13 protein-coding genes are annotated in these 15,563 nt (G+C 66.4%); 10 read left to right on the forward strand and 3 right to left on the reverse strand.

Going from position 1 to position 15,563, the window contains the following annotated elements:
• The first annotated feature begins 200 nt into the window (after positions 1-200).
• The 3 genes from ACV22V_RS01190 to glyA all read left to right on the forward strand — a co-directional run bounded on the left by ACV22V_RS01190 (position 201) and on the right by glyA (position 3,830).
• Positions 201-1,448 (forward strand): D-arabinono-1,4-lactone oxidase, encoded by a 1,248-nt coding sequence (locus tag ACV22V_RS01190; RefSeq protein WP_448012751.1) that lies wholly within the window; start codon positions 201-203, stop codon positions 1,446-1,448.
• 33 nt (positions 1,449-1,481) lie between these two features.
• Positions 1,482-2,261 (forward strand): SDR family NAD(P)-dependent oxidoreductase, encoded by a 780-nt coding sequence (locus tag ACV22V_RS01195; protein ID WP_448012752.1) that lies wholly within the window; start codon positions 1,482-1,484, stop codon positions 2,259-2,261.
• A gap of 321 nt (positions 2,262-2,582) precedes the next feature.
• A complete protein-coding gene (gene glyA, locus ACV22V_RS01200) occupies positions 2,583-3,830 on the forward strand; it encodes a serine hydroxymethyltransferase (protein WP_448012753.1) in 1,248 nt (415 codons plus the stop codon).
• A gap of 122 nt (positions 3,831-3,952) precedes the next feature.
• On the opposite strand, the gene ACV22V_RS01205 is transcribed toward glyA, so the two are convergent.
• Together ACV22V_RS01205 and ACV22V_RS01210 are read right to left on the reverse strand one after the other, a co-directional pair.
• Positions 3,953-5,485: an amino acid permease gene (locus ACV22V_RS01205; RefSeq protein WP_059532452.1), complete on the reverse strand. Its 1,533-nt coding sequence runs from the start codon at positions 5,483-5,485 to the stop codon at positions 3,953-3,955.
• A 296-nt stretch (positions 5,486-5,781) separates the two neighbouring features.
• Positions 5,782-6,792: a GlxA family transcriptional regulator gene (locus ACV22V_RS01210; protein WP_448012754.1), complete on the reverse strand. Its 1,011-nt coding sequence runs from the start codon at positions 6,790-6,792 to the stop codon at positions 5,782-5,784.
• 88 nt (positions 6,793-6,880) lie between these two features.
• On the opposite strand from ACV22V_RS01210, the gene ACV22V_RS01215 reads away from it, so the two are divergent.
• Entirely contained in the window at positions 6,881-7,996 is a 1,116-nt protein-coding gene (locus ACV22V_RS01215) for a DJ-1/PfpI family protein (RefSeq protein ID WP_448012755.1), read from the forward strand.
• 83 nt (positions 7,997-8,079) lie between these two features.
• Here the strand turns inward: ACV22V_RS01215 and ACV22V_RS01220 are convergent, their stop codons facing one another.
• The gene (locus ACV22V_RS01220) at positions 8,080-9,564 is read right to left on the reverse strand and encodes an aminotransferase class V-fold PLP-dependent enzyme (RefSeq protein WP_448012756.1); all 1,485 of its coding nucleotides are present in this window, start codon (positions 9,562-9,564) and stop codon (positions 8,080-8,082) included.
• Positions 9,565-9,640: 76 nt separating this feature from the next.
• Here ACV22V_RS01220 and ACV22V_RS01225 point away from each other — a divergent pair, with 76 nt between their 5' ends.
• The 6 genes from ACV22V_RS01225 (at position 9,641) to ACV22V_RS01250 (ending at position 15,558) form a co-directional block, all read left to right on the forward strand.
• Complete coding sequence (locus ACV22V_RS01225) at positions 9,641-9,934, forward strand: hypothetical protein (RefSeq protein WP_448012757.1); 294 nt, start codon at positions 9,641-9,643, stop codon at positions 9,932-9,934.
• 135 nt (positions 9,935-10,069) lie between these two features.
• On the forward strand, positions 10,070-11,320 hold the full coding sequence (locus ACV22V_RS01230) for an MFS transporter (RefSeq protein WP_448012758.1): 1,251 nt from the start codon (positions 10,070-10,072) through the stop codon (positions 11,318-11,320).
• Between the two features lie 139 nt (positions 11,321-11,459).
• Positions 11,460-12,389: a LysR family transcriptional regulator gene (locus ACV22V_RS01235; RefSeq protein ID WP_059532357.1), complete on the forward strand. Its 930-nt coding sequence runs from the start codon at positions 11,460-11,462 to the stop codon at positions 12,387-12,389.
• Between the two features lie 114 nt (positions 12,390-12,503).
• Positions 12,504-12,998, forward strand: a complete 495-nt coding sequence (locus ACV22V_RS01240; protein WP_059532355.1) for a hypothetical protein — start codon at positions 12,504-12,506, stop codon at positions 12,996-12,998.
• Positions 12,999-13,039: 41 nt separating this feature from the next.
• The gene (locus ACV22V_RS01245) at positions 13,040-14,059 is read left to right on the forward strand and encodes a hydroxyquinol 1,2-dioxygenase (protein WP_448012759.1); all 1,020 of its coding nucleotides are present in this window, start codon (positions 13,040-13,042) and stop codon (positions 14,057-14,059) included.
• A 32-nt stretch (positions 14,060-14,091) separates the two neighbouring features.
• Positions 14,092-15,558: an aldehyde dehydrogenase family protein gene (locus ACV22V_RS01250; RefSeq protein ID WP_448012760.1), complete on the forward strand. Its 1,467-nt coding sequence runs from the start codon at positions 14,092-14,094 to the stop codon at positions 15,556-15,558.
• Positions 15,559-15,563: the final 5 nt, after the last annotated feature.

Below are 15,563 nucleotides of genomic sequence, written 5' to 3' on the forward strand. Positions count from 1 at the left end.
AACCCGATGGCGCGATTCCCCGAAGAAACCCTCGCTTGCCGAAATCCGATAGTGAAAAGCCGGCCGGCGCAATACCTTTGGCACGAACGGAACACAACGTATCGCATCGCGCCGGCGCCTGGAGCCTCCCGCTTCGTTGCCGGACGAACCGAACACGGCTGCCGGCGTGGTCCCGGCAGCACACCTCTGGAGAGACGTCGATGGAGCTTCCACGTGGCGGATTCTGGCGCAATTGGGTAGGCAATCAGTCGTGCGTTGCCGCGCACATGGCGTCGCCGACCAGCGAGGCGGAGATCGCCGAGCTGGTGCATGCCGCGACGAGCCAGGGCAAGAACGTCCGATGCTCGGGATCGGGGCATTCGTTCACGCCGGTCGTCGCGACGAGCGGCCTGCTGCTGTCGCTGAAGGATTACCAGGGCATCGTCGCGGTCGACGCGCAACGAAAGCGCGTCACGGTGAAGGCCGGCACGCGGATCAACGCGGTGACGCGTCGTCTGAAGGACATCGGCTTCTCGCTCGTCAACCAGGGCGACATCGATTCGCAGGCCATTGCCGGTGCGCTCGCAACCGGCACGCACGGCACGGGGACGACGCTGAGCAACCTGTCGTCGCAGGTCGTCGGGATGCGGATCGTTCGCCCCGACGGCTCGATCACGGAAGTGAGCGACGGGCAGGACCTCGACCTGCTGCATGCGACGCAGGTGAACCTCGGCCTGTTCGGCGTGGTGTCGGAGCTGACGCTGCAGGTGACCGACGCGTTCTGGCTGCACGACCGCGTGTGGCGCGAGGACTTCGAGGCGCTGATGGAAAAGTACGACGAGCTTGCGGCCACGCACCGGCATTTCGGTTTCTTCTGGTGCCCGACGTCCGAAAGCCGCCACCTGTACTGCCTGCCCGATACCGCGAAGGTGTCGAACTCGAAGAAGGACTACGACGTGTGCGAAATCAAAGTGATGGACCTCACCGACGAACGCACGTTCTTCGAAGGCGAGCACGAGAAGATCGCGTACAGCGCCGAGGTCTATGCGATTCACTACGTCGCGAACTTCCACGAACTCGAATACGCAGTGCCTGCCGAACACGGCAAGGAAGCGCTGCGCCGCGTGCGCGACCTGATCCTCACGAAGCATCGCGACTGCATCTTCCCGGTCGAGTACCGCTTCACGAAGGGCGATCCGGCGTGGATCAGCCCGTTCAACGATCAGGACAGCGTAACCATCTCGTGCTCGGGCGGGCCGAACGGCGTCGACTATTGGCCGTTCCTGAAGGACGTCGACGACATCCTGCGCGATTACGGGTCGCGTCCGCACTGGGGCAAGCTGCACTTCACGAACCGCGACGACGTGGATCGCTGGTTCCCGAAAGCCGAAGCGTTCCGCGAACTGCGCCGCAGCGTGGACCCGGAAGGCCGTTTCCTCAACGATCATCTTCGGACGCTGTTCAGCTGAGCAATCCGAACGAACCAGACTGGAGAACGACGAATGAATGCCAAGATTGACGGGCGCCTGGCCGGCAAGGTCGCCATCGTGAGCGGCGGCGCGGGCGGATGCGGCGCCGCCGCGTCCGAACTGTTCGCCGCGCAGGGCGCGAAGGTGGCGATCGTCGACCGCGACGGCGACGCGGCCGAAACACTTGCGTCGCGGCTGCGCGATGCCGGCTTGCAGGCGATCGGCCTCGGCGCCGACGTGTCGAGGCAGTCGGACGTGCAGGCGGCGGTCGACGCGGCGCGCGGGCAGTATGGCAACGCGGACATCCTGTTCAATCACGCGGGCACGTTGATCGTCAAACCGTTCCTCGACATCGAGGAGTCGGAATGGGACTGGCTGATGGGCGTGAACGTGAAGAGCATGTTCCTGATGACGAAGGCGGTCCTCCCGCAGATGCTGGACAAGGGGCGCGGCAGCATCGTCTGCACGTCGTCGATCTCGGCCGTGTGCGCGACGCCCGGCGAGGTGCTGTATGACGCGACCAAGGGCGCGTGCCACATGTTCGCGCGGGCGATCGCCGTCGAGTACCGCGACCGCGGCATCCGCTGCAACGCGCTGGCGCCCGGGTTCATCCGCACGCCGCACGGGATGCGCGAGTTGAAGGATCTGCAGGCGATGGGCGTGGACGCGACCGAAGCGGCCATCGCGGTGCAGCAAGGCCGGCTGTGCGAGCCGTCGGAAGTGGCCGCGGCCGCGCTGTTCCTGGCGTCGGACGAATCGAGCTTCGTCAACGGCACGCACCTGTTCGTCGACAACTGTTTTTCCGCCGTTTAGGCCCCGATATTCGCAGGAGGCCGAAGGGCAGGCACGCGTTCTCCAAGGAGCGGCAGGTTCCGTCGAAGGTTCCGCAGCGATGCGGACCTTCGATTTTTTTTGCCGGGTCGTCGCGCGATGCGTCCTAGCGGATTGTCGTAATCCTTCTATCTGAACCGATTTGCGTCTGCTGGAATGGCAATGCCGAATCACCGTTCAGCCGGCATCGCAGGGCGGCATGGGCGATGACGTCATCGGGCGCCGGTCAGGCGCCCGGCTTCGCGGGTCCGGGCAAGTCCGGCATACCAGGGTCAATCCATCACTTTCTTTTGATCAATCATCATGTTCAATCGCACTACCAGCACCGTCGCCAACGTCGATCCGGAACTCTGGACTGCCATTCAGGACGAAAACCGCCGCCAGGAAGAGCACATCGAGCTGATCGCGTCGGAAAACTACACGAGCCCGGCCGTGATGGCCGCCCAGGGCTCGCAGCTCACGAACAAGTACGCGGAAGGGTATCCGGGCAAGCGTTACTACGGCGGCTGTGAATACGTCGACGTCGTCGAGCAGCTGGCGATCGACCGCGTGAAGCAGCTGTTCGGCGCGGAAGCCGCGAACGTGCAGCCGAACTCGGGTTCGCAGGCGAACCAGGGCGTGTTCTTCGCGATGCTCAAGCCGGGCGACACGATCATGGGCATGAGCCTCGCGCACGGCGGCCACCTGACGCACGGCTCGCCGGTGAACATGTCGGGCAAGTGGTTCAACGTCGTGAGCTACGGCCTGAACGAAAACGAAGACATCGACTACGACGCCGCCGAGAAGCTGGCGAACGAACACAAGCCGAAGCTGATCGTCGCGGGCGCGTCGGCATTCGCGCTGAAGATCGACTTCGAGCGTCTGGCGAAGATCGCGAAGTCGGTCGGCGCGTACCTGATGGTCGACATGGCGCACTACGCCGGCCTGATCGCGGCGGGCGTGTATCCGAACCCGGTGCCGCACGCGGACTTCGTGACGACGACGACGCACAAGAGCCTGCGCGGCCCGCGCGGCGGCGTGATCCTGATGAAGGCCGAGTACGAGAAGCAGATCAACTCGGCGATCTTCCCGGGCATCCAGGGCGGCCCGCTGATGCACGTGATCGCGGCGAAGGCGGTGGCGTTCAAGGAAGCGCTGTCGCCGGAATTCAAGGCCTACCAGGAGAAGGTGGTCGAGAACGCGCGCGTGCTGGCTGAAACGCTGGTCAAGCGCGGGCTGCGGATCGTGTCGGGCCGTACGGAAAGCCACGTGATGCTGGTGGACCTGCGCGCGAAGAACATCACGGGCAAGGCGGCGGAAGCGGCGCTGGGCGCGGCACACATCACGGTGAACAAGAACGCGATCCCGAACGATCCGGAAAAGCCGTTCGTGACGAGCGGGATCCGTCTGGGTTCGCCGGCGATGACGACGCGCGGCTTCGGCGCGGCGGAAGCCGAGACGGTCGGTAACCTGATCGCCGACGTCCTGGAAGCGCCGGAAGATGCGGCGACGATCGAGCGTGTGCGCGGTGTGGTCGCGGAGCTGACCAAGCGTTTCCCGGTCTACGGCTAAGTCGCGGCAATCGGGTTCAACCGCCAACGCGGTTGAACCTCGTCCGCACCGAAACGACGTAAAAAAATCCGGCTCGCAAATCGCGAGCCGGATTTTTGCGCTGTGCGCGAACTGGTGTCGCGTCACACCGTCGGATCGACGTTCGCCTCGAGTTCGCGAATGCGCTCGTCATTGCGCGTGTCCTTGAGCATCGGCGGCCCGGCGAAGGTCTTGCGCACACCGAAGCCGTACCAGATGACCATCAGCGCCGCCACGAACGCGACGAGCACGTAGAGCACTTTCTCGTTCGGCGGCTGGATGCCGACGTATGCGAGCACGCAGGCGCCCACCAGCGCGAGCAGCGCGCACGGCTTCGACCAGATGCCCAGCTGGAACGGGCCCTTTTCGGTCCACGTGCGGCCTTCGGCGAGCATCCCCGAGCCGAGCGGCATCGCATACGAGATGAACAGGAACACGGCGCTGCCCGCGCTCAACACCGAGAACGCATCGCCGTACAGCGTGACGACGATGGCAAGCACCGCGCAGGTCCAGATCGCGGGCCCGGGCGTTCGGTGGTTGTGATTCACGCTGCGCAGCAGCTTCGACGCCGGCAGCCCGCCGTCGCGCGCGAACGCGTACATCATGCGCGAGGTCGACATGATCGCCGCGAGCCCGCACACGTAGTTGATGAAGAACATCGCGAGCTCGAGGCACACGCGCAACGTCTTCGGAATCGGCGCGAGGATGGCTTCGAAGAAGCCGGTGCCCTGTTTCATCGCGGCGGTCAGGTCCGGCATGACGAGCACGAACGCGCACACCATCACGTAGCCGAACGCGGCGGACCAGAACACCGAGCCGATAATGCCGCGCGGCACGTTCTTCGCCGCGTCGTGCGTTTCTTCAGACGTGTGCGCGGATGCGTCGAAGCCCGTGATCGTGTAGGTCACCAGCAGCAGGCCGGACAGGAACGCGAGCGGCGTGGCCTGTTTCGGCCAGGCGCCGCCGTCGACGCCCGTGTAGTTGGTGAAGGTGACGAGCCGATGCAGGTCGAACGCGACCGGCGAGTAGGCCAGCAGCGACACGACCAGCGCGATCGTCACGACGAAGATCAGATAGCCGGACAGGTCGGTGATCTTGCTCGCGATCCTGATGCCGCGTGCGTTCAGGACTGCCTGCGAAAGGGTGATGATCGCGATGAACGCGGTCTGATGCCACCATGTCAGGCTGTCCGGACTGACGCCGAACATCGGCGCGATCAGCGTCTTGAAGAACGGATCGTAGGTGCCGAAGTTGATCGCCGCGATCACGAAGATCAGGCCGATCAGGTTGAGCCATGCCGTCATCCACCCCCATTTCTTCCCGCCGAGGATCGCGCCCCAGTGATAGAGGCCGCCGGCGGTCGGAAACGCGGATGCGATCTGCGACATCGACACCGCGACGATCAGCGCGAACAGCGAGCCGAGCGGCCAGCCGAGGCCGATCGATGCGCCGCCGGCCGCGGAAAACGCGAGCTGAAACGCCGTGATGCCGCCCGACAGAATACAGATCACCGAAAACGACACGGCGAAGTTCGAGAAGCCGTTCATGCGTCTCGACAGCTCCTGCGCGTATCCCATCTTGTGGAGAAGGCTTACGTCACTGTCGGTGCCTGTATCAGGCTGGATTTTCGCGTCCATGTTCGCTCCGTCACGAATGTCCTGCGAGGCAGGACCGTCATCGCTGCCCGGGCCCGGCACGGCGGCCCGCTCCTGGAATTCGTCGGCGGCGCGCGACGTCATGCGGTGACGACGGTCGCGTGCCGGTCCGATACGGGAACGGTATGAAGCCAAATCTCGCGGCGATATCGGATTTCGGCAATGCGGTGAAACTCCGGATGCGTGCACCGTTCGGGGGCATCGCATGGCGGGGTGAAGTTTTGTAAGAAATCCGTACGGATCGGGGCGTGAGTCGGCCGGGGAATACCCGGGACGGCCTACTCGATTTGCTGCCGGCCGTGTTTCGGTCCGAAGCGCGCGCGGTAGTCGCGCGGCGTTATCCCGACCCGCTTCGCGAACGCACGTTGCAGTGCATCCACGCTGCCGAACCCCGAACGTTGCGCGACCCGTTCGAGCGGCCAGTCCGCCCGCTCCAGCAGCACCTTCGCGCGCTCGACGCGCGCGGCCAGCACGAATTGCGCGGGCGGAAGCCCCGTCTCCTTGAGGAAATTGCGCGCAAACGTCCGCTCGCTCATGTGCAGGCGCGCGGCCAGCGCGGCGACGCCGAGGTCGCCGGTCGGGTCGTCGGCGATCGACGTGAGCAGCGCGCGCATCGGCGGTGTCGCGTTGGCCTGGAGGTCGAGGCCGACGCTGAATTGCGCCTGTCCGCCGGGGCGGTGCATGAAGAGCACGAGCTCGCGTGCGACCGCGAGCGCGGTCGGCGCGCCGCAGTCGGCTTCGACGAGCGCGAGACACAGGTCGATGCCTGCCGTCACGCCGGCCGACGTATGAAACGGCGGATCGCTCACGTAGATCGCATCCGGCTCGACCCGCACGTCAGGGCATAGCGCCTGCAGCGTCGCACACTGATTCCAGTGCGTGGTTGCGCGCCTGCCGTCCAGCCATCCGCCCGCGGCGAGCACGAACGCGCCCGTGCAGATGCTCGCGATGCGCCGCGTGCTCGCGATCCGGGGGCGCAGCCACGGCAGCAGACCGGCGTTCGACGCCGCGTGTCGCAGCGCCGCTTCGCTGCCGCCCGCGACGACGATCGTGTCGATGCGTTCGGGCAAGGCCGCAAGCGCGGTCGGGCCGGCAAGACGCAGGCCCGCATGCGTGACGATGTCGCGACCATGCTGTGACGCGAGCGTGAGCCGATAGCGCGGGACATGGCCGGGAAGGTGACGGTTCGCGACAGCGAACACTTCCATCGGGCCCGTGATGTCGAGTGACTGGACGCCTTCGAAGCCGACGACGACGATGTCGCGCGCCGAACCGGTTGACTGGGACATGGCGGAAAGTGCGGTGGAGTTGTCCTTGTGACCGCGAGCATGATCCTTGTAATTTTCCGGACATGCAATCGATTGACTCGGGTGGGCGATGCGGGAACGGAACAGAAACGGGGCGGCACGCGTGGCAATGGTGCTGATCGTGTGCGCGGTGCTGGGCGCGTGCATGTCGGGGCAGCCCGGGCCGTCGGTCGCGCACGGCGCCCGAACGGTCACGCAAACGCTGACCGTGAACGCACCGAAAGCGGGTCGCACGCGGCCGCTCGTTGCGATCGTCGCGGACAACGCAGGAACGGAGACGACCGATTTCATGGTCCCGTACGCGATTCTGAAGACGTCGGGCGCTGCCGATGTCGTGGCTGTGTCGGTCGACGCCAGCGCGGTCGAACTGATGCCCGCACTGCGGATGCTGGCCGATACGACGCTCGACCGATTCGACGCGGCCGTGCCGTCGGGGGCCGACATCGTGATCGTGCCTGCGCTGCATCGAGCCGACCGGCCAGCCGTGCTGGCATGGCTGCGCAAGCAAGCGGCGGCCGGCGCCACGATGGTGGCGATCTGCGATGGCGCGGAGGTGCTCGCGAACGCCGGGCTGTTGCGGGACCGTATGGCGACCGCGCACTGGTACTCGCGTGCCGGGCTGCGTCGCCGTTTTGCCGATACCGCGTGGCTCGACGATCGACGCTACGTGATGGATGGCAACGTGATGACGACGGCCGGCGTGTCGGCGTCGATTCCCGCGTCGCTTGCGTTGGTGAATGCACTGGCGGGGCCGGTGGTGGCGCGCGAAGCGGCACGCAACATCGGCGCGGAGGGATGGAGCGACGTTCACGACGGCAGCCGGTTCGGTTTGACCGCGCGTGCCGTGGCGACCGCGCTGACGAATCGCGTCGCGTTCTGGCGGCATCGGACGTTCGACCTGCCGGTCGCGAGCGGATTCGATGAACTCTCGGTTGCGCTCAGCGCCGACGCATGGGCGCGGACGTGGCGCAGCGACGTCGTCGCAACGGCGGATGCGCGCGTGATCGAATCGAAGCACGGGCTGCGCCTCCTGACGCAGCCGGCCGATACCGGCCACCCGCGCGTCACGATTCCCGCGGGACGGCGGGGTGACGGTGTGCTGCCCGGTGTGCTCGGAGACGTCGCGGCGCGCTACGGCGACGCGACGTCGGACTGGGTGGCCCTGCAACTCGAGTATGCGCGGTAGCGGCTGCGGCGCTGATGGCCCCCCCGAAGCAAACAACGCCCGAGCGGAATGATGTTCCGCTCGACGTGACGAACGGATTGCGTTCAGACCGTTGCCGTTCGCCGCTCCGTCAGCCGATCCCACAGCATTCCGGCGCGGCTCCCGCTTCCGCAATACGCGAGCACCGGCTTCGGCAGCGCATCGACGAGCGCGCCGAACGCATCGACTTCCGCGTCGCCGATCCGGTCGCGTTCGACCGGCAGATAGCGCGCGTCGAGGCCGAGTTCGCGCGCGGCGGCGGCGATTTCCTCGAAGGCCGGCTGATCGGCGCTTTCGCCGTCCGGCCGGTTGCAGATCACCGCGCGAAAGCCCGCGTTGCGGATCGCCTTCAGGTCCGCCGGCGAGATCTGTCGCGATGCGGCGAACCCGGTCGCCGTCGCGGCACGGCATTGCTCGAGCGCGCGCGCGAAACACGCGATCGCGAAATCGACGTCCTGCTCCGTCGTGAAGCGGCCGAAGCTGACGCGCACCGTGCGGCCCGCGGCTTCGGCGTCGAGGCCGATCGCGGTCAACACATGGGACGGCGCGCCGCTCATCGAATTGCACGCGGAGGTTGACGACACGGCGAGCGCATCGCCGAGCATGAACGGGAAGAAGCCCGGCACGTTCACCGTGAGGCTCAACGTGTGCGGGATACGGCGTGCCGCCGCCGCGTTGTGCGTGATGCCGCCGAGCGCGAGCAGCGCGTCCTTCAGGCGTGCGCTGAGCGCCGCGATCCGCACGGCTTCGCGCTCGAGTTTTTCGGCGGCCAGCTCGCAGGCGGTGCCCATTCCGACGATCTGGTGCGTCGCGAGCGTGCCCGAGCGCAGGCCGCGCTCGTGTCCGCCGCCGTGGATCTGCGGCGCGATGCGGTCGGCGATCTCGCGGCGGACGAACAGCGCGCCGATGCCCTTGGGGCCATACACCTTGTGCGCGGACATCGACAGCAGATCGATGCCGAGCGCGCGCACGTCGATCGGCGTCTTGCCGAGCGCTTGCGCGGCGTCGACGTGCAGCAGCGCGCCGGCCGCATGCACGATGCGCGAGATCGCGCCGATGTCGGTCAGCGTGCCGAGTTCGTTGTTGACGAGCATCAGCGACACCAGGCCCGTGTCGGGGCCGATCGCCGCGGCCACGGCGTCGACGGTGATTTCGCCGTCGGCGGTGGGCGACAGGCAGGTCGCGGTCATGCCGCGCTTCGACAGGTTCGCCATCGTGTCGAGGATGGCCTTGTGTTCGATGCGGCTCGTGATCAGGTGGCGCTTGTCGGTCGCGGTCTCCGCATAGCCTTTCAGCGCGAGGTTGTTCGATTCGGTGGCGCCCGACGTCCAGACGATCTCGTCGGCATCCGCGCCGATCAGCGCGGCGACTTGCGCGCGCGCATGCTCGACTTTTTCCTTCGCCAGCCGGCCGGCGGCGTGCGAGCTCGACGCGGGATTGCCGAAGATGCCGTCGGCACCGAGGCAGGCCGTCATCGCTTCGATCACGCGGGGATCCGCGGGGGTGGTGGCCGCGTAGTCGAGGTAGTGCAGCGGGGTGGTGTCGCTCATGTCCTTCTCTGGCTCGTTCTTTTCGTAACGGGAGAAATGATACGAGGAGGAGCGGGGAAAAAGGATCCAAAAACGGTTGGATGTTCGCCAATTTGAAGAAAAATATTCCATCGAATCCGATCTGGATGGAATCGGATCCTGCCGCCGCCTGGGGGCACCCGGCAACGATCCGCCGATGTCCATGAGGGATTCCCCCGGTGACGCACGCATCCGCGCCATTTCGCCGGTGCGCGCCGCGCGTTCCGCGCTGTCCGCCGACGTCTCCCGCAGCGATCCGCCGATTATTTGCGTTTCGCGAATGGCGCGTTCGCCGGTTGTTCCATACCCGATCTGCGTGCGCGCACCTATCGTTCGGGCGTCGGCTGATTGAATTCGACGCCTGCAACCGGACAGGCGGCCGCCACTTCCTCGCGACTCACGTCGCATCGCACACACAAGACAACGGACCCGGCCCATGCACGGACGCCCCCGGCGCGTGCAGGCGGACCGGTCCTCGGAGACGGACATGAAAGCAAACGAGTGGGATACCTCCTATGAGTGGAAGGCGGTGACGCTGCTGGCGCTCGGTTTCGGGCTGGTCGGCCTCGACCGCTGGCTCATCGCGCCGCTGTTCCCTTCGATCATGAAGGATCTGCACCTGACCGCGCAGGATGTCGGCAACTGCATCGGCGTGCTCGGCCTGTCATGGGGCATCTTCGCGGCGCTGATGGGCGGCATTTCCGACAAGATCGGCCGCCGCAAGGTCCTGATCCCGGCGATCATCGCGTTCTCGCTGCTGTCCGGCTTCTCGGGGCTCGCGGGCGGGCTGCTCGGCCTGATCGCGATCCGCGGGCTGATGGGCGTCGCCGAAGGCTCGTTCTGCCCGACCAGCTTCGCGGCCACCGCCGACGCGTCGCATCCGCGGCGGCGCGGCCTGAACCTCGGGCTGCAGCAAAGCGGCTTCGCGCTGTTCGGGCTCGCGCTGTCGCCGATCATCGCGACGCAACTGCTCAACGTCGTGTCGTGGCGCTGGGTGTTCGCGCTCGTGGCGATTCCCGGGCTGATCCTCGGCGCGATCATGTTCTTCGTGATCCGCGAACCGAAGCGCGCGAAGGAGGTGGTGTCGGAACACGCGCCGGCGTCGCTCGGCCATGTGCTGAAGAGCCGCAACATCCTCGTCGCGATGGCCGCGCTGTGCTGCGCGATGACCGGCGTGTTCGTGCTCGGCGCGCTGTTGCCGCTGTACCTGACGGACTACCTTGCGCTCGGCACGCAGAAGATGGGCCTCGTGGTGTCGGCGATCGGCTTCGGCGGCTTTCTCGGGCAGTTCGGGCTGCCGGGCCTGTCCGACCTGGTGGGCCGGCGCCTCGCGAGCATCGTCGGTTTCGCCGGCACGGCGGTGATGCTCTACGTTTTCCGCGGGCTGGGCCCGCAGCCGCTCGTGTTGTTCGCGGTGCTGTTCGTCGCGTCGTTCTTCACGCTCGGGCTGGTGTCGCTGCTCTCGGGCCCGGTGGCGACCGAAGCCGCGCCCGTCGGCCTCGTGTCGACGTCGATCGGCGTGGTGGTCGGTTGCGGCGAGATCTTCGGCGGCGGCATCGCACCGGCGATGGGCGGCTACGTCGCCGCACACTTCGGGATCCAGAACATTCTGTGGCTGCCGATGGGCGCAGTGCTGCTCGGCATCGTGGTCAGCCTGCTGCTGCGGGAAACCGCGCCGGCCGTGCTGCAGCGTCGCGTGGGCTTGCAGCCGGAGCTGTCGGCGGGCAAGCAGCCGTAACGTATCGCGCGGCGTTACCCGCGCCCGGGGCGCCGGCGAGATTGACACCCGCCCGTTGACAGTGTGACGCGTTCGGCTTGACCCACCCGGCCGGCCGGTGCGGTTAGACTGCCGGTTTCGCTTTCGGAAAGGGCGCAGCATGGACCGGTTTCTGAGCATCGAGGCGTTCGTCAGGGTCGCGGAGGCGAGCAGTTTCGCGGAAGCGGCGCGACAGCTTGGGGTCACCAGTTCGGTCGTGACGAACCGCATCCAGCAGCTGGAGAAGTTCGTCAACGCGCCGCTGTTCCATCGCAGCACGCGCCACGTGCGCCTGTCCGAAGTGGGCGAGACCTTCTACCGCGAATGCGCCGAGGTGGTCGGGCGCGTCAACGAGCTGACCGACCAGATGCGCGAACTGCGCGCGACGCCGACCGGACGGCTGCGTATCCAGATGCTGCCCGGTTTCGCGCTCGATCACTTCGGCGTGCCGCTCGCCGAGTTCAATCGCCGCTACCCGGGCATTCAGCTCGACATCATCGTCAATGACCGTGTCGTGGACCCCGTCGAAGAAGGGTTCGACATCGCGTTCCAGATCTTCCCGCCGATATCCGAGTCGCTGATCGAGCGGCGACTGTTCGTGGTCCGACGCCTCTTCTGCGCGGCGCCGGCCTACCTCGAAGCGCATGGTGCGCCACAACATCCACGCGAATTGCTGCAGCACACCACGGCGCTGTATTCCGGCTATCCGTCGCGCAACCGCTGGACCCTGACGCGCGGCGACGAGGTCGTCGAAATGGAGTTGCCCGGCATGATCCGCTCGAACTCCGTGCACCTGCTGCGCGAGTATGCGCTGACGGGCGGCGGTGTCGTGTGCCTGCCCACGCTGGTTGCGAGCGACGCGCTGGTCGCGGGCCGGCTGGTGCCCATCCTCACCGATTTCCAGATCGCGCCGCTGAGCTTCGCCGCCGTTTATCCCGCAACGCAGCGACAGGCGTTGAAGGTGAAGGCGCTGGTCGAATTCCTCGTCGAATACATCGGCGACGAGTCGCCGTGGGACCGTCCGCTGCTGGAGCGCGGCTGGGTTCGCTGAACGAAGCGATTATTCGCGAATCGCAAATGCCGTAGTCGCGGTCCGTTGCCTTGTTGAGGGGCGCCCTTGCCCCTAGAGTTGAATCCAACAAGCGGTTCAACTCAGGAGACAGCAATGACCGACACGGCATTCCACACCGTCTTTGGCTCGCTCGACAGTCATACCAAAGGCGAGATCGAAATCACCAGCGGCAGCGCAAAACATTACGCCTTCTCGAACGTCTTCGAGATCGCATCGAAGTCGGCGCCTTACGAAAAGGTCGTCGCCGGCAAGAACCTCGAATACGTGATCGAAGTGCTGCGGACCGAAGGCCAGTCGCCCTGGTTCGCGTGCGCGCACGACGAGTTCGCGATCCAGATGGATGGCGAAGTCCGCATCGAATTCATCAAGCTCGACAACCCGCCGACCACCGGCCGCGGCACCGTGAGCGCCGGCACGCAGCCGGCGGGCCGCGAGATGGGCTACGTCGTCCTGCGCAAGGGGCATCAGGCACTGCTGCCGGCCGGCTGCGCGTATCGCTTCGCAGCCGGCAAGCCGGGCGTCGCGCTCGTGCAGACCGTGCTCGGCGAGCTGTCCGTCGAGAAGTGGGCCGACATCTGCCTGCACTGACACATCCGACTGCCCCGTTCAAATATTCCAGGAGACACGTTATGGCCACCCTCGAGACCCTCGATCCTTCCGCGGGCTTCGCCGCCGATCTGGTGCAGGCCACGGAAGCCGATGCCGTCACCGGCTACCGCCGCTTCAAGCTCGGCGAGTTCGCGTTCCAGCGCGACGAATACTTCGTGAAAATCAGCTGGCCGGCGAAAGGCCGGACGCGCACGCATGCGATGCCCGCGGACGCGTTCCTGCGCGCGATGATGCGCGACGTCGCATGGGGCTTCTTCTACGGCTGGGTGAACTTCGATCACGTGTTCGGCACGCGCAATCACTACGGCAAGGTCGACGTCTACGCGGGCACGTTCAACGGAATCCTGAAGGAAGCCGGCGTCGACTACACCGAGACGTTCGAAACGCCGACGATCATGGCGACCTTCAAGGCCATGCTGCACGACTGGACCAACGAAGGCTTCGATCCGTTCGCCGCACCCGAGGAAACCGGCACGGCGTTCGGGCGCAAGCACGGCGAGAACGGCGCGGCGATCGACCGCACGCGCATCGCGACGCGCCGCATGCCGGGCCTCGAAGGCGACTCGCCGCTGCGCGACGCGCTGCCGGTCAACCGCGCGTTCCTCGACGTCGGCCAGGACGAGCCGGAAGTGCACGTGAAGCCGGGCTTCGAAGGCGAACTGCACGCGTTCAACCTGTTCAAGTACCTGTCGCGTTCGGACGTGACGTGGAATCCATCGGTCACGTCCGTGTGCGGGCGCAGCCTGTTCTGCCCGACGACCGAGGAATTCATCCTGCCGGTGTTCCACGGCAACGACCGCGTCGAATGGTTCCTGCAACTGTCCGACGAAATCGTGTGGGACATCGGCGACAAGAACACCGGCGCGCCGCGCGCGCGCATCACGATGCGGGCCGGCGACATCTGCGCGATGCCCGCCGACATCCGGCACCAGGGCTACTCGACGAAGCGCTCGATGCTGCTGGTCTGGGAAAACGCGACGCCGGACCTGCCGCAGCGATACGAGAGCGGCGAGCTGGCGCCGTATCCGATCGCGTTCTGAGCAGCACTTCAGCAACAAATCGAGGACGATTCATGCAAACCCAACTCTTCATCGACGGGCGCTTCGTCGATGCCGTCGAGCGCGGCACCATCGACGTGCTCAATCCGCACGACGGCTCGCTGATCACGAAGATCGCCGCGGCCACGTCGGCGGACGTGGACCTGGCGGTCGAAGCCGCCAGCCGCGCGTTCCCGAAGTGGTCGGCAATGGCGGCGGCGGAACGCGGCCGTCTGCTGCTGCGCCTCGCCGACGCGATCGAAGCCAACGCCGAGGAACTCGCGCAACTGGAATCGCTGGACACCGGTCATCCGATTCGCGATTCGCGCGCGCTCGATGTGCCGCGCACGGCAGCATGCTTCCGCTACTTCGGCGGCATGGCCGACAAACTGCAGGGCTCGGTGATTCCCGTCGAAACCGGCTTCCTGAACTATGTGCAGCGCGCGCCGATCGGCGTCGTCGGCCAGATCGTGCCGTGGAATTTCCCGCTGATGTTCACGAGCTGGAAGATGGGCCCGGCGCTGGCGGCCGGCAACACGGTCGTGCTCAAGCCGTCGGAGATCACGCCGCTGTCGACGCTGCGCATCGTCGAGCTGATGGCCGAGGTCGGGTTCCCCGCGGGCGTCGTCAATATCGTCCCCGGCTACGGTCACACGGCAGGCCAGCGGCTCGCCGAACACCCCGGTGTCGGGAAGATCGCGTTCACCGGTTCGACGGCGACGGGCCGCCGGATCGTCGCGGCCTCGCAGGGCAACCTGAAGCGCGTGCAACTGGAACTGGGCGGCAAGGGCGCGAACATCGTGTTCGACGATGCGAACCTCGATGCCGCCATCAACGGCGCCGCGTGGGCGATCTTTCACAACCAGGGGCAGGCGTGCATCGCGGGTTCGCGTCTCGTGCTGCATGAACGCATCGCCGACGCATTCCTCGAGCGCTTCGTGTCGCTGGCTTCGTCGATCCGCGTCGGCAACCCGCTGGACCCGGACACCGAGATGGGCCCGCTGACGTCGAAGCAGCACCTCGATCGCGTGCTGTCGTTCGTCGATGTCGCGCGCGAGCAGGGCGGCCGCGTGCTCGCGGGCGGCAGTGCGCCGCAGGACGCCGCGCTCGCCGACGGCTACTACGTGCGCCCGACCGTCATCGAAGCGAAGAGCGCCGCCGATCGCGTCGCGCAGGAGGAAGTGTTCGGCCCGTTCGTCACCGTGCTGCGCTTCGGCAGCGACGAGGAAGCGCTGTCGATCGCCAACGCGACCGAATACGGGCTCGGCAGCGGACTGTGGACCAACGATCTGTCCCGCGCGCACAAGATGGCGTCGCGGATCGACGCGGGCATGTGCTGGATCAACTGCTACAAGCGCGTGAATCCGGGCAGCCCGTTCGGCGGCGTCGGCAAGTCGGGCTACGGCCGCGAGATGGGCTTCGAGGCGATGCACGACTACACGGAAGCGCGCTCGGTGTGGGTCAACGTCGACGGCAAGGTGCCGCCGCACTTCAAGCGTTGAGGCTG

It is taken from the genome of Burkholderia sp. AW33-5 (genome assembly GCF_053427615.1).

What these genes read in the sequence shown, in the direction of transcription:
- ACV22V_RS01190 (WP_448012751.1), top strand. Translation starts at nt 201, where the DNA reads ATGGAGCTTCCACGTGGCGGATTCTGGCGCAATTGGGTAGGCAATCAG.
- ACV22V_RS01195 (WP_448012752.1), top strand. Translation starts at nt 1,482, where the DNA reads ATGAATGCCAAGATTGACGGGCGCCTGGCCGGCAAGGTCGCCATCGTG.
- glyA (WP_448012753.1), top strand. Translation starts at nt 2,583, where the DNA reads ATGTTCAATCGCACTACCAGCACCGTCGCCAACGTCGATCCGGAACTC.
- ACV22V_RS01205 (WP_059532452.1), bottom strand. Translation starts at nt 5,485, where the DNA reads ATGGACGCGAAAATCCAGCCTGATACAGGCACCGACAGTGACGTAAGC.
- ACV22V_RS01210 (WP_448012754.1), bottom strand. Translation starts at nt 6,792, where the DNA reads ATGTCCCAGTCAACCGGTTCGGCGCGCGACATCGTCGTCGTCGGCTTC.
- ACV22V_RS01215 (WP_448012755.1), top strand. Translation starts at nt 6,881, where the DNA reads ATGCGGGAACGGAACAGAAACGGGGCGGCACGCGTGGCAATGGTGCTG.
- ACV22V_RS01220 (WP_448012756.1), bottom strand. Translation starts at nt 9,564, where the DNA reads ATGAGCGACACCACCCCGCTGCACTACCTCGACTACGCGGCCACCACC.
- ACV22V_RS01230 (WP_448012758.1), top strand. Translation starts at nt 10,070, where the DNA reads ATGAAAGCAAACGAGTGGGATACCTCCTATGAGTGGAAGGCGGTGACG.
- ACV22V_RS01235 (WP_059532357.1), top strand. Translation starts at nt 11,460, where the DNA reads ATGGACCGGTTTCTGAGCATCGAGGCGTTCGTCAGGGTCGCGGAGGCG.
- ACV22V_RS01240 (WP_059532355.1), top strand. Translation starts at nt 12,504, where the DNA reads ATGACCGACACGGCATTCCACACCGTCTTTGGCTCGCTCGACAGTCAT.
- ACV22V_RS01245 (WP_448012759.1), top strand. Translation starts at nt 13,040, where the DNA reads ATGGCCACCCTCGAGACCCTCGATCCTTCCGCGGGCTTCGCCGCCGAT.
- ACV22V_RS01250 (WP_448012760.1), top strand. Translation starts at nt 14,092, where the DNA reads ATGCAAACCCAACTCTTCATCGACGGGCGCTTCGTCGATGCCGTCGAG.